The organism is Streptomyces noursei (assembly GCF_001646665.1).
GTDB lineage: Bacteria > Actinomycetota > Actinomycetes > Streptomycetales > Streptomycetaceae > Streptomyces > Streptomyces lavendulocolor.
Genome location: NZ_LWBU01000179.1, coordinates 73,859 through 86,192 on the forward strand (window position 1 = coordinate 73,859; position 12,334 = coordinate 86,192).

A 12,334-nucleotide genomic window follows, 5' to 3' on the forward strand; every position below is an offset into this window, starting at 1 on the left:
ACCTTTTTGTCGTACTAGCTGCATGGCGCCGCATCCTGTCAGCGCGCCGCCCGGGCCACCGGCCGACACCGCCGCCCGGCGCGCACCATCCCCCGCCTGGCCCACAATGGGCCGGGTGACCGATCTCGCCGCCTTCTCCGCGCTCCTCACCGATGAGGGCCAGACCCTGCTCGCCGCCCTGCGCGACTACAGCCCCGCCCAGGAGCTGGCGGTCGCCTCCCGGCTGCGCCGCGAGCACCCGGCCGAGCTGGTCACGGCGGCGCTCGGGCAGGCGCGGCTGCGGCAGCGGGCGGTGGCCAAGTTCGGGGAGCAGGACGCGCACCGCATGTACTTCACGCCCGGCGGCGTCGAGCAGTCCACGCGCAGGACGGTCGCCGAGCACCGCGCCGCCGTATTCGCCCGGCTCGGCGTGCGCAGCGTCGCGGACCTGTGCAGCGGCGTCGGCGGCGACGCGATCGCGCTGGCCCGCGCCGGCATCCGGGTCCTCGCGGTCGACCGCGACCCGCTGACCGCCGAGGCCGCCCGTGCCAACGCCGCCGCGCTGGGGCTCGCCGACCTGATCGAGGTGCGCTGCGCGGACGTGACCGGGGTGGACACCTCCGGGTACGACGCCGTCTTCGTCGACCCGGCACGGCGCGGCGGCCGGGGCCGGATCTTCGACCCGGAGGCGTACTCCCCGCCCCTGTCCTGGGCCGTCGACGCGGCCCGCCGGGCGCCGCACGCGGCACTGAAGATCGCCCCGGGAATCCCGCACGAGACGGTGCCGCCGGAGGCCGCGGCCGAGTGGGTCTCGGACGGCGGCGACGTGAAGGAGGCCGTGCTGTGGTTCGGCACCCGCCCCGGGACGGTCACCGCGACCCTCCTGCCCGGCGGGCACGCCCTCACCGGCCGGGGGCTGCCGGACCCGGAGGTCCGCCCCGTCGGGCGCTGGCTGTACGAGCCGGACGGCGCCGTGATCCGCGCGCACCTGGTCGCGGAGGTCGCCGAGGACCTGGGCGGCGGCCTGATCGACGGGACGATCGCGTACATCACGGCGGACGAGCTGCGCCCCACCCCGTACGCCACCGCCTACGAGATCACCGACGTGCTGCCCTTCAACCTCAAGAAGCTGAAGGCCCTGCTGCGCGAGCGCGAGGTGGGCACCCTGACGGTGAAGAAGCGCGGCTCGGCGGTAGAGCCGGAGGAGCTGCGCCGCAAGCTCAAGCCGAAGGGCCCGCACGCGGCCACGGTGTTCCTGACCCGCGTGGCGGGCGCCCCGGTCATGCTGCTCGGCCGGCCCGCCGCCGCCTGACCGCCGGTCGCCTCACGACCGCCTGCCCCGGCACGGGCCCGGTCCCGGGCACGGGCCCGTCGGCGCCGGGAGCCGGCGTACGGCCCCGTGGGCGGCCGGTCAGCCCCGTGGCGGGGCCGCCAGGCGCAGGACCAGGCGGCGGTGGCCGAACGCCTTGGCCGCGGCGATCAGGCCGTGCACCCACAGGAGCAGGCCGGCGCCCATGGCGAGAGCGACCTCCGCGTAGGTGGTGGCACCGGGGCGCGCCGAGGCGGGGACCACCAGCGAGAGCCCCAGCCCGGCCGCGCACAGCGCGAACGACAGCAGCAGCCACGTCACGCTCGCCCCCGGCATCCGCACGTCCGCGCCCCGGACGGGGGCGGGGTCGAGGGCCGCCCACGCGAGCAGCCGCGCCCGCAGCGCGCGGTCCCGGCGGAGCCCCGCGACGACCAGGACGGCGAGGGGCACGACGACGGCCAGGCCCAGGCAGGCCGCGAGGGCGGCCAGCAGGCCCGTCAACGGGTCCGACGGCCCGCCGAGCGAGACGATCGCCGCGCCGGTGAAGCCCCAGCCGCACTCCAGCCCCAGCAGCGTCAGGAGGAAGAGCGCGAGCCGCCTGCCGCCCAGCAGCCGCCGGTTCAGCCCGCCGATCGCCGCCGCGCGGTCGGCGAGCAGCGCGGCGCGGTCGGGCCAGGTGCGCAGATGCGCGGGCGGCGGAGGCGGCGGCACGTCCGCCGCCCCGGGCGCCGCGGCCGGGAACGGGGTCACGGGCGGAGCGAACGCGGCCGACGGGAAGGCCGGTGACGGGACGTCTGGTGACGGGGACGCCGGTGACGGGAAGTCCGGTGACGGGAAGCCGGGTGACGGGGAGTCCGGTGACGGGGACGCCTGTGACGGAGACGCCTGTGACGGGAAGTCCGATGACGGGAAATCTGGTGACGGGGACGCGGGCAGTGGTTCAGGACCGGGCACCGTCCGAGGCTAGCTCCCCCGCCCTGGCGAGCAGCAGGGCCCTCTCCCGGGCGTTGCGCGCCAGCGAGGCGGCCCGCTCCAGCTCCGCCCGTGCCTCGTCGTCACGCCCCAGCCGGGCCAGCAGGTCACCCCGTACGCTCGGCAGCAAGTGGTAGTCCTTCAGGGCCGGTTCAGCGGCCAGGGCGTCCACGATCACCAGCCCCGCCGCCGGACCGTCGGCCATCGAGACGGCCACCGCGCGGTTGAGCTCCACCACCGGGGAGGGGGCGACGGCGGCCAGCCGCCCGTACAGGACGGCGATGGTCGCCCAGTCGGTCTCCTCGTACCGCGGTGCCCGGGCGTGGCAGGCCGCGATCGCCGCCTGGAGGGCGTACGGTCCCGTCCCCGCCCGCTCCAGCGACGCGAAGCCCCGCCGGATCAGCCGCCGGTCCCAGCGCCTCCGGTTCTGGTCGGCCAGCAGCACCGGCTCGCCGTCCGGCCCGGTGCGCGCCGCCGTCCGCGAGGCCTGGAGCTCCAACAGCGCGGCGAGCCCGTGCACCTCCGGTTCGCCGGGCATCAGTCCGGCCAGCACGCGGGCCAGCCGCAGCGCGTCCTCGCACAGGCCCGGGCGCAGCCAGTGGTCGCCGGCGGTCGCCGCGTACCCCTCGTTGAAGATCAGGTAGATGACCTCCAGCACGGAGGCCAGGCGCGCCGCCCGGTCCCGGCCGCCGGGCACCTCGAAGGGCACGCCCGCCCGGGCGAGGGACCGTTTCGCCCGGACGATCCGCTGCGCGACCGTCGCCTCGGGCACCAGGAAGGCCCGGGCGATCTCCTCCGTGGTCAGGCCGCCCAGCAGCCGCAGCGTGAGCGCCACGCGCCCGTCGGCGGAGAGCACCGGGTGGCAGGCGGTGAAGACCAGCCTCAGCAGGTCGTCGTCGATGTCGTCCGGCTCGGCCGGCTCCGGTTCGTACGCGGTCTCCAGGTCGCGCCCGACCTCGGCGAGCTTGCGCGCGTATGTCTCCCGGCGGCGTACGAGGTCGACGGCGCGGTTCCTGGCCGTGGCCATGAGCCAGGCTCCCGGCCTGTCCGGGACGCCCGACTCCGGCCACTGCTCCAGGGCGGCGACCAGGGCGTCCTGCGCCAGCTCCTCCGCGATGCCCACGTCGCGGACGATCCTGGCGACGGCCGCGATGATCCGCGCCGACTCGATCCTGAACACCGTCTCCACGGCGTGGGGTGCGCTCACGCCTCCCCATGGTGCCGTACCGGCCGGTGCCCCACCGGCCGGTCCGCGCCGGTGCCCGCGCGCGTGCGTCAGCCCTCGGCGATCTCCCGCACCTCGGCGGTGATGGTCCAGTGGTCCTCGTGGGTCGCGAGGAACCGCCTGGCCCACTCGACGGCCTCGGCCTTGTCCTTGCACTGGGAGATCGAGTAGCCGCCGACGACCTCCTTCGTCTCGGTGAAGGGCCCGTCGGTGACCGACATCCGCCCGCCGGACCAGGTGACGCGGGTGCCTTCGGAGCTGGGCAGCAGCCCGGCGGTCTCCAGCATGACCCCGGCCTTGGTGATCTCCTCCAGGAGCTTGCCCATCCGCTCCTGGAGCTCGGGGCTCGGGCCCTCGGCGGGGGCGTTGTTCTCGTCGATGCGGATCATGGTCAGGAAGCGCGGCACGGCCGTCTCCTCGGGTGCGTGGGGCGGGGCCGTTCCCCGCCTCTCACCCTTACGTCGAACGGGCGGCGGCCGGATCGACACCCGGCGCGAAAAAGATTCCGGGACTTCTCCGCGGGGCCGGCCGGCTCACGTCCCGTGCGACTCGAAGCGCCAGCGGTGCACCGGGCGGGTCACCAGGTCGGCTGCCGGTTCCGGGAGTTCGGGGAGGTCCGCGTCGAGGGCGGCGTCCCACCAGGTGAGGACGAGCACCCGGTCGCCGGGGGCCGTGAAGGTCTCGCGGCGCACCGGGTGACCGGGCAGCTCCCGCGCGCGGGCCCACTCCAGGAGCTCCGCGCCGCGGCCGTCCGCCGCGCGGGCCTCCCACATCAGGGTCACCACGGTCATGAGTACAGGTTGTCCTTGCTGATCTCGTGGACGTGGTCGTGGTCGTGGCCGTGGCCGTGGCCGTGGTTCCCCGGCACGTGCGGGTCGGTGACCGGGAGGGACGAGTCCGCCGACAGCTCCAGGTCCGAGGCCGGCCGGTTGCGGGCCACCATCTCGGCGCCGAGGGCCGCGACCATCGCGCCGTTGTCGGTGCACAGCCCCGGCCGGGGCACCCGCAGCCGGATGCCGGCGCGCTCGCACCGCTCCTCGGCCAGGGCCCGCAGCCGCGAGTTGGCGGCCACGCCGCCGCCGATCATCAGGTGGTCGACGCCCTCGTCCTTGCAGGCACGCACCGCCTTGCGGGTCAGCACGTCGACGACCGCCTCCTGGAAGGACGCCGCCACGTCCCGTACCGGCACGTCCTCGCCGGCCGCGCGCTTCGCCTCGATCCAGCGGGCCACGGCCGTCTTCAGGCCCGAGAAGGAGAAGTCGTACGCGGGGTCCCGGGGGCCGCTCAGGCCGCGCGGGAACGCGATCGCGGACGGGTCGCCCTCCTTCGCCAGCCGGTCGATCACCGGCCCGCCCGGGAAGCCCAGGTCCAGCACGCGGGCGATCTTGTCGAACGCCTCGCCCGCCGCGTCGTCGATCGTCGCGCCCATGGGCCGGACGTCCGACGTGATGTCGGGGGCCAGCAGCAGCGACGAGTGGCCGCCGGAGACCAGCAGCGCCATCGTCGGCTCGGGCAGCGGACCGTGCTCCAGCTGGTCGACGCAAATGTGCGAGGCCAGGTGGTTCACGCCGTACAGGGGCTTGTCGAGCGCGAACGCGTACGCCTTGGCCGCCGACACGCCCACCAGGAGCGCGCCCGCCAGGCCGGGGCCGGCGGTGACCGCGACGCCGTCCAGGTCGCGGGCGGAGACGCCGGCCTGCTTCAGAGCGCGTTCGATGGTCGGAACCATCGCCTCCAGGTGCGCGCGGGAGGCGATCTCGGGGACGACGCCGCCGTACCGGGCGTGCGTGTCCACGCTCGACGCGACCGCGTCCGCGAGCAGGGTCGTACCGCGGACGATGCCGACGCCGGTCTCGTCGCAGGAGGTCTCGATGCCGAGGACGAGGGGTTCGTCAGCCATGACTCTCAGTTCCTTGTACGTCAGGTGCGTCGGGGGCGTCTCGCGCGTCAGGGGCGTCCTGCGCGTCGAGTGCGTGGGGCGTGCGGGGGGCGTCGGGTGCGTCCTGCGCGCGCAGGCGCATGACGAGCGCGTCGATGTTGCCGGGCTGGTAGTAGCCGCGCCGGAAGCCGATCGGCTCGAAGCCGAAGCGCTCGTACAGCTTCTGGGCACGGGTGTTGTCCACCCGCACCTCCAGCAGGACCTCGTCGCACTCGAAGGCGGTGGCGTGCTGGAGCAGGTCGGTCAGCAGCCTGGCGCCGAGTCCGGTGCCCCACTGGTCCCGGGCGACGGCGATCGTCTGAACGTCGCCGAGCCCGCCGGCCGCGGCGAGCCCGGCGTACCCCACCAGACGGTCGCCGGCCTCGGCCACGACGTAGCGCCGGGTGGCGCGCGGGCCGCGCGCGTGGGCCAGCTCGGACCAGAACATGCCCTCCGACCAGGCGTCGTCGGGGAACAGCTCCCGTTCCAGCTCCAGCACCGGCGCGATGTCCCACCAGCGCATCTCGCGCAGGACCGCGCTCACTCCGGTCACTTCGGGGTGACCACCTTGTAGTTCTTCGGCACCTGGGCGTCGGGGCGCCGCAGGTACAGCGGGCGGGGCTCCAGGAACGGCTCGCCGGCCTTCAGCAGCTCGGCCGCCAGGCCCGCGAGCGCGGCCGCCGACTGGTGCTCGGGGTCCCGCGCGTCCGGGAACACCTCGCCGTACAGCCGCGCGCCCGCGCCGACCGCCGGGAGGCCGGCGACCCGCTCGGCGACGTCGGCGGGCCGGTCGACGGCGGGCTCGGTCACGCGGGTGCGGCTGTCGTCGTAGCGCGCCCAGTAGACCTCCTTGCGGCGGGCGTCGGTCGCGACGACGAAGGGCTCCTCCAGGCCGGAGGCGTAGGCGAGCCCGTCCAGCGTGCACAGCCCGTGCACCGGGACGCCGCCCAGCGCCGAGGCGAAGGTCGCGGCGGTCACGAGGCCCACCCGCAGCCCGGTGTACGGGCCGGGGCCGACGCCGACGACGATGCCGGTCACGGCGTCGAGCCTCAGCCCGGCGTCCCGGAGCACCCGGTGGACGGCGGGCAGCAGCAGTTCCCCGTGGCGGCGCGCGTCGACCTGCGTGGACGTGGCGACGACGGAGTCGCCGTCGTGGAGGGCGACGGTGACGGCGGGGGTGGCGGTATCCATGGCGAGCAAGAGCACGCAAACAGCCTACGGCTCCGTGGCGGCGGCCATGGAGCCCCGGGTCGCGGGCCCGATCCTGCTACGGTCACACCGCATACGTACGTGGGAGAGGTGGGCAGCAACGTGGCAAGGAGCAGCTCGGGATTCGTGGCCGGGCTCACCGCGGCGGCTCTGGCCGCGGTCGGCTTCCTCGCCTACCAGGCGTCGGCCAACGTCCCCGCCGACCTGTCGGCCGCGTCTCCCGCGCCGGCCGCCTCGCCGTCGGCCCCCGCGCCGGGCGCCGGCCCGAAGAAGCCGGCCGACCCCGCGCAGGCGCTGCCGAAGCAGTCGGGCTCGGGCGTGCGGGTGGTGTACTCGCTCGGTGAGCGCCGGGTGTGGCTGGTGGGCGCGAAGGACACGGTGACGCGGACGTTCGCGGTGGTGCCGAGCACGGTCGGCCCGGCTCCCGGGACGTACGCGGTGACCTCCAGGTCGGGCAGCGTGGCCGGCTCCGACGGTGTGCGGATCGAGCACGTCGTGCGGTTCGCGACGGTCGACGGCGTGACCGTCGGCTTCAGCGCGGCCGTGGACGGCTCGCTGCCCACCCCGGACCCGTCGCGCCGGACGGGCGGCATCCGGATGAAGCGGGCCGACGGCGACGCCATGTGGACGTTCGCGACGGTCAGCTCCAAGGTCGTCGTCGTTCCCTGACGACGACGGGGCGGTGCCGCCGGCACCACCGGCCCGGTCCTGGTCCGGCTCCTGTTCCGCGGAACCGGCGTCCGACGACGGCGCGGTCGCGGTCCGTCAGCCACTTCGCGCGGCGCGCACGGCGCGTACGGCATCGCACGGTTTCCGCCGCACGCCCCCGCGTCCCCGCCGCGCCCCACGGCTCGACGGCGGTTCAGGCGGCCCTGCGGCGCTCCTCGGCGGCATGAGCCGCATCGTCCGGGGCGGTGGCGCCGGCGTGCGGGACGTCGTGGACGCGGGCGCCGGGGCCGGACGCCGGGGTCGTGCCCTCGTCCGTGCCGGTCCGGTCGCCGGCCGCGGTCGCCCGGGGCGGCGTGGAGACGGCGTTCGCCGCCGCGCACGACGCCAGCAGATCGCGCATCGACACATCCTGCTTCGACGTCGGCATGGTCGCCTCCTCGGGCTGCTGGGCAGGCGCGGTTAGGTAGACCTAACCAGGTCCTGGTACCCATGTGACCACGCCTCGGAGGTACGGCGCAACATCATGCCGACGTCTTGTCGGAAAGTACGGCCCCCGGACCGGCCCCGGACCGCTCCTCGACCGTGCCCGGACCGCCCCGGACCGCGCCCGGGACCGCGCCGGCCGGGCTACGGACCCGCCCGGCACGGCCCCGGCCGCGTCATCCCAGCGCCAGGTCCACGCCGGCCCAGCGCGTCCCGTACCCCGTCAGCGTCACGACCCGCCGCTCGTCGTCCGTGGAGCCGACGACCCGGTGGATCACGACGTGCAGCCGGTCCTCGGTGAGGTCCTCGACCTTGCCCTCGCCCCACTCCACGACCACCACCGACTCGGGCAGCGAGACGTCGAGGTCGAGGTCCTCCATCTCGTCGAGACCGCCGCCCAGGCGGTAGGCGTCGACGTGGACGAGCGCGGGGCCGCCCACCAGGGAGGGGTGGACGCGCGCGATGACGAACGTCGGGGACGTCACCGCGCCGCGCACCCCCAGCCCCTCGCCGAGGCCGCGCGTCAGGGTCGTCTTGCCGGCGCCGAGTTCGCCGGTCAGCATCACGAGGTCGCCGGGGCGCAGCAGCTTGGCGAGCGTACGGCCCAGTTCCTGCGTCTGCTCGGGGGCGTGGAGGGTGAGTCGGGCGGTGGCCGTGGCCCCCTCAGGGGCCGGGCTGTGCGGTGCTTCCATACGTGCCAACGTTAGTCGCTGCCGACACGGCCCCGACCCGTACCAGCAGGTCCGCGAGCCGGTCGGTGACCGCCTCGGGGTGCTCCAGCATCACCAGGTGCCCGCCGTCGGGGACGATGACCAGCTCGGCGTCGGGGAGCAGGTCGGCGATGGCCTCGGTGTGCGAACTGGGCGTCACCAGGTCCTGGTCGCCGGCGAGCGCCAGCGCCGGCACCTCGGCGAAGACGGTCAGCGCCTCGGCCTTGTCGTGCTCGGTGAACGCCGGGTAGAACTCGGCGACCACGTCGATGGGCGTCCCCTCGATCATCCGCTCCGCGAACCGGGCGACCGCGGGGTCGACGTCCCTCGACGAGAAGGAGTAGCGCTTGATGAGCCCGGCGAACAGATCGGCGGTCGCCTGCCGGCCACGCTCCACCAGCTCCGCCTGCGAGCCCAGCGCGCGCAGCACGCTCGGGAGCACCCGGCGCACGGCGTTGACGCCCGCGACCGGCAGCCCGTAGTTGACCTCGCCGAGGTTGCCGCAGGACGTGCCGACGAAGGCGACGCCCACGACCCGCTCCCGGATCAGCTCGGGGTACTGCTCGGCCAGCGCCATCACCGTCATCCCGCCCATCGAGTGCCCCACCAGCACCAGGGGCCCCTCGGGGGCGGCGGCGTCGATGACCGCCTTCAGGTCGCGGCCGAGCTGGTCGATGGAGACCGGCACCCGGTTCGGGCCCTGCTGCGCCGCGCCCCGCCCGGAACGGCCGTGGCTGCGCTGGTCCCAGTGGACCGTCCGGACCAGCCCGCGCAGGGCGGCGCGCTGGAAGTGCCAGGAGTCCTGGTTGAGGCAGTAGCCGTGGCTGAACACGACGGTGACGGGGCCGGGGGTCCGGCGACCGAAGAGCCGGCGGCGGCGCGGCGGCGCGGCGGCGTCCGCCTCCACCTCGTCGACCTCGTAGTACAGCTCGGTGCCGTCGTCGGCCGCGGCCCTGCCGGGCGTGCCGCGCAGCGCGCCGTACGGACCCGCGGCGTCCAGCGCGAGGCGCGCCTTGCGGCGCATGCCGCGCCCGACGGTGAGCCGCTCGATGGCGACACCGGCCGCCGCGCCCGCCGCGACCACCCCTATCGCCGCACCGGCGAACCCGGCCCGGCGCCAATTGCCGGCCGCGGCGGACAGCGCTTCCGCCGCCTCCACCGAACTGGTCTCACTCACTACGGCGCTCCTCCAGGCTCCCGCTACTCGTTCAGGTAGACGCGTGGTACCCGCGAACCGATGCGCGTCACGATCTCGTACGCGATCGTGTCCGCGGCCCGCGCCCAGTCCTCGGCGGTCGGCTCACCGTGATCGCCTGCCCCGAACAGCACCGCTTGTGCACCCGGTTCGACGACGTCTCCCCCGAGGTCGACGACGAACTGGTCCATGGCGACCCGTCCGGCGACCGTCCGCACCTTGCCGCCGACGAGGACCGGGCCGCGGCCGGACGCGTGGCGCGGGACGCCGTCGGCGTACCCCAGGGGGACCAGACCGAGGGTGGTGGGCCCCTCGGTGACGTAGTGGTGGCCGTAGCTGACGCCGTGCCCGGGCGGTACGTCCTTGACGAGCGCGACGCTCCCGACCAGCCGCATCACGGGCCGCAGGCCGAAGTCGGCCGGGCTGCCGACCTCGGGGCCCGGCGAGACGCCGTACATGGCGATCCCCGGCCGTACGAGGTCGAAGTACGTCTCCGGGAGGGTGAGCGTGGCCGGGGAGTTGGCCATGTGGCGCACCTCGGGGTCGACGCCCTCCTTCTCGGCGTACGTCAGCATTTCGTGGAAGGTCTCCAGCTGGGCGCCGATCGAGGGGTGCCCGGGCTCGTCGGCGCACGCGAAGTGCGACCACACGCCGGTGACCTTCACCAGGCCCCGGGCCTGCGCGGCGAGGGCCTCGCCGACGAGCCGCGGCCAGTCGGCGGGCTGGCAGCCGTTGCGGCCGAGGCCGGTGTCCGCCTTGAGCTGCACGCGCGCGGGCCGTGCGGTCCGGCGCGCCGCCTCGGTGACCTCCCGCAGGGCCCACATGCCGCTGACGCCCATGTCCAGGTCAGCCAGGATGCCCTCGTCCCAGGGGCCGCCGGGCGTCCACAGCCAGCACAGCAGGGGCGCGTCGATGCCGGCCGCCCGCAGCGCGAGGGCCTCGTGCGGTGTGGCGGTGCCGAGCCAGGTGGCCCCGGCCTCCAGCGCCGCCCTCGCGCACGGCACGGCGCCGTGCCCGTACGCGTCGGCCTTCACGACGCCCATGACCTGAACGTCCGTCCCCACGCGCCCGCGCAGGGCACGCACGTTGGCGCGCAGCGCGCCGAGGTCGATCTCGGCGCGGGCGCGAAGGGTCTGTGCTGTCTCACTCATCGCGCCCAGTCTCTCAGGTGCGTGCCCCGCTCCCCCCGTGTCCCCGCCCACGCGGCGGGGACCAGGCGCGACGCGGCGGAACCGGGAGGTCAGCCGCGGACGTCCCGCACGTCCCGCCAGGCTCCCGGGAGCGCGTCCGCCACGTCATGGGCCGCGACCGGGGCGTCCCGCGAGGCGCGGCGGGCCGCGAGGCCGTGCAGGTAGGCGCCGACCGACGCGGCGTCGCGCGGCGCGAGGCCGGCCGCGAGCAGGGAGCCGGCCAGGCCCGACAGGACGTCACCGCTGCCGGCCGTGGCCAGCCAGGGCGTACCGGTCGGGTTGACGCGCACCGGACCGCCGGCCGAGGCGACCAGCGTCGTCGAGCCCTTCAGCAGCACCGTCGCGCCGTACCGCCCGGCCAGTTCCCGCACCGCCTCCAGACGCCGGGACTCCACGTCCTCGCGGGCGGTGCCCAGCAGCGCGGCGGCCTCGCCCGCGTGCGGGGTGAGGACCGTGGGCGCCGGGCGGGCGCGCACCGCCGCGGGGTCCAGGTGCCGCAGCCCGTCGGCGTCCACCAGGACGGGGACGTCCGAGCCGAGGACGTCGTCCACGCCCGGCGTGTCGCCCAGGCCCGGGCCGATCACCCACGCCTGGACGCGCCCCGCCTTGGCGGGCGGCCCGGCGTGCACCAGGGTCTCCGGGTGGCGGGCCAGCACCGCGTCGCCGGCCGGCCCCACGTACCGCACGGCCCCGGCGCCGCCGCGCAGCGCCCCGGTGACCGCCAGGACGGCCGCGCCGGGGTAGCGCGCCGAGCCGGCGACGATGCCGACGACGCCCCGCCGGTACTTGTCGCTCTCCCCCACCGGGACGGGCAGCAGCCGCGCCACGTCCGCGTGCTGAAGGGCCTCGACGTCCGGCTCCGGCGGCAGGGAGAGCCCGATGCCGACGAGCCGCAGCGCCCCCGCGCGCTCCCTGCCCGGATCGATCAGCAGGCCCGGCTTGTACGCCCCGAACGTCACCGTGACGTCGGCGTGCACCGCCTCCCCGGTGACCTCCCCCGTGTCGGCGTCCACGCCGCTCGGCAGGTCGACGGCGACCAGCACGGCACCGCTGTCGCGCGCCGCCCGCACCACCCGCGCCGCCTCCGGCCGCAGCCCGCCGCGCCCGCCGATCCCGGTGATGCCGTCCACCACCAGGTCGGCGCGCTCCGGCGCCGCCGACGGGTCCTCCACCACGCGGCCCCCGGCGGCCCGCAGCGCCGTCAGCCCGCCCTCGTGGGCGCGCGGGCCCAGCAGCACCGCCGACACGCCCGCGCCCCGGCGCGCCAGCCGGGCGCCCGCGTACAGCGCGTCACCGCCGTTGTCGCCGCTGCCGACGAGCAGCACCACCCGGGCGCCGTAGACGCGGCCGAGGAGCCCGGCGCACGCGGCCGCCAGCCCCGCGGCCGCCCGCTGCATCAGCGCGCCGTCCGGCAGCCTCGCCATCAACTCGGCCTCGGCGGCCCGTACTGTCTCCACGCGGTAAGCGGTACGCAT

Annotated in this window: 14 protein-coding genes; 2 read left to right on the forward strand and 12 right to left on the reverse strand. The window is 75.9% G+C overall.

What is annotated here, in order from left to right; translation table 11 throughout:
• Positions 1 to 106 precede the first annotated feature (106 nt).
• Positions 107 to 1,291, forward strand: a complete 1,185-nt coding sequence (locus A4V12_RS15385; protein WP_064069916.1) for a class I SAM-dependent methyltransferase — start codon at positions 107 to 109, stop codon at positions 1,289 to 1,291.
• 99 nt (positions 1,292 to 1,390) lie between these two features.
• Here the strand turns inward: A4V12_RS15385 and A4V12_RS15390 are convergent, their stop codons facing one another.
• The 7 genes from A4V12_RS15390 to tsaB form a co-directional block, all read right to left on the reverse strand.
• Positions 1,391 to 2,038, reverse strand: a complete 648-nt coding sequence (locus A4V12_RS15390; protein ID WP_064069917.1) for a hypothetical protein — start codon at positions 2,036 to 2,038, stop codon at positions 1,391 to 1,393.
• Positions 2,039 to 2,228: 190 nt separating this feature from the next.
• The gene (locus A4V12_RS15395; protein WP_064069918.1) at positions 2,229 to 3,467 is read right to left on the reverse strand and encodes an RNA polymerase sigma factor; all 1,239 of its coding nucleotides are present in this window, start codon (positions 3,465 to 3,467) and stop codon (positions 2,229 to 2,231) included.
• A 68-nt stretch (positions 3,468 to 3,535) separates the two neighbouring features.
• Positions 3,536 to 3,892: a YciI family protein gene (locus tag A4V12_RS15400; RefSeq protein WP_064069919.1), complete on the reverse strand. Its 357-nt coding sequence runs from the start codon at positions 3,890 to 3,892 to the stop codon at positions 3,536 to 3,538.
• 126 nt (positions 3,893 to 4,018) lie between these two features.
• On the reverse strand, positions 4,019 to 4,276 hold the full coding sequence (locus tag A4V12_RS15405; protein WP_064069920.1) for a hypothetical protein: 258 nt from the start codon (positions 4,274 to 4,276) through the stop codon (positions 4,019 to 4,021).
• Positions 4,273 to 5,385: a tRNA (adenosine(37)-N6)-threonylcarbamoyltransferase complex transferase subunit TsaD gene (tsaD, locus tag A4V12_RS15410; protein WP_064069921.1), complete on the reverse strand. Its 1,113-nt coding sequence runs from the start codon at positions 5,383 to 5,385 to the stop codon at positions 4,273 to 4,275. Before tsaD ends, A4V12_RS15405 begins: the two co-directional genes overlap by 4 nt.
• A complete protein-coding gene (gene rimI / locus A4V12_RS15415) occupies positions 5,378 to 5,926 on the reverse strand; it encodes a ribosomal protein S18-alanine N-acetyltransferase (RefSeq protein WP_064070109.1) in 549 nt (182 codons plus the stop codon). The genes tsaD and rimI overlap by 8 nt, the downstream gene beginning before the upstream one ends.
• Positions 5,927 to 5,952: 26 nt before the next feature.
• A complete protein-coding gene (gene tsaB, locus A4V12_RS15420) occupies positions 5,953 to 6,609 on the reverse strand; it encodes a tRNA (adenosine(37)-N6)-threonylcarbamoyltransferase complex dimerization subunit type 1 TsaB (RefSeq protein ID WP_064069922.1) in 657 nt (218 codons plus the stop codon).
• A gap of 105 nt (positions 6,610 to 6,714) precedes the next feature.
• Between tsaB and A4V12_RS15425 the strand changes: the two genes are divergently transcribed.
• On the forward strand, positions 6,715 to 7,281 hold the full coding sequence (locus A4V12_RS15425) for a hypothetical protein (RefSeq protein ID WP_079137080.1): 567 nt from the start codon (positions 6,715 to 6,717) through the stop codon (positions 7,279 to 7,281).
• Between the two features lie 193 nt (positions 7,282 to 7,474).
• Here A4V12_RS15425 and A4V12_RS15430 read toward each other — a convergent pair whose 3' ends face one another.
• From A4V12_RS15430 to A4V12_RS15450, 5 genes are all read right to left on the reverse strand, one after another.
• Positions 7,475 to 7,708, reverse strand: a complete 234-nt coding sequence (locus tag A4V12_RS15430) for a hypothetical protein (RefSeq protein WP_064069924.1) — start codon at positions 7,706 to 7,708, stop codon at positions 7,475 to 7,477.
• Positions 7,709 to 7,940: 232 nt separating this feature from the next.
• On the reverse strand, positions 7,941 to 8,456 hold the full coding sequence (gene tsaE / locus A4V12_RS15435; RefSeq protein ID WP_064069925.1) for a tRNA (adenosine(37)-N6)-threonylcarbamoyltransferase complex ATPase subunit type 1 TsaE: 516 nt from the start codon (positions 8,454 to 8,456) through the stop codon (positions 7,941 to 7,943).
• The gene (locus A4V12_RS15440) at positions 8,428 to 9,651 is read right to left on the reverse strand and encodes an alpha/beta fold hydrolase (RefSeq protein WP_064069926.1); all 1,224 of its coding nucleotides are present in this window, start codon (positions 9,649 to 9,651) and stop codon (positions 8,428 to 8,430) included. Before A4V12_RS15440 ends, tsaE begins: the two co-directional genes overlap by 29 nt.
• A gap of 23 nt (positions 9,652 to 9,674) precedes the next feature.
• A complete protein-coding gene (gene alr, locus A4V12_RS15445) occupies positions 9,675 to 10,820 on the reverse strand; it encodes an alanine racemase (protein ID WP_064069927.1) in 1,146 nt (381 codons plus the stop codon).
• 89 nt (positions 10,821 to 10,909) lie between these two features.
• Positions 10,910 to 12,334, reverse strand: a complete 1,425-nt coding sequence (locus A4V12_RS15450; RefSeq protein WP_064069928.1) for a bifunctional ADP-dependent NAD(P)H-hydrate dehydratase/NAD(P)H-hydrate epimerase — start codon at positions 12,332 to 12,334, stop codon at positions 10,910 to 10,912.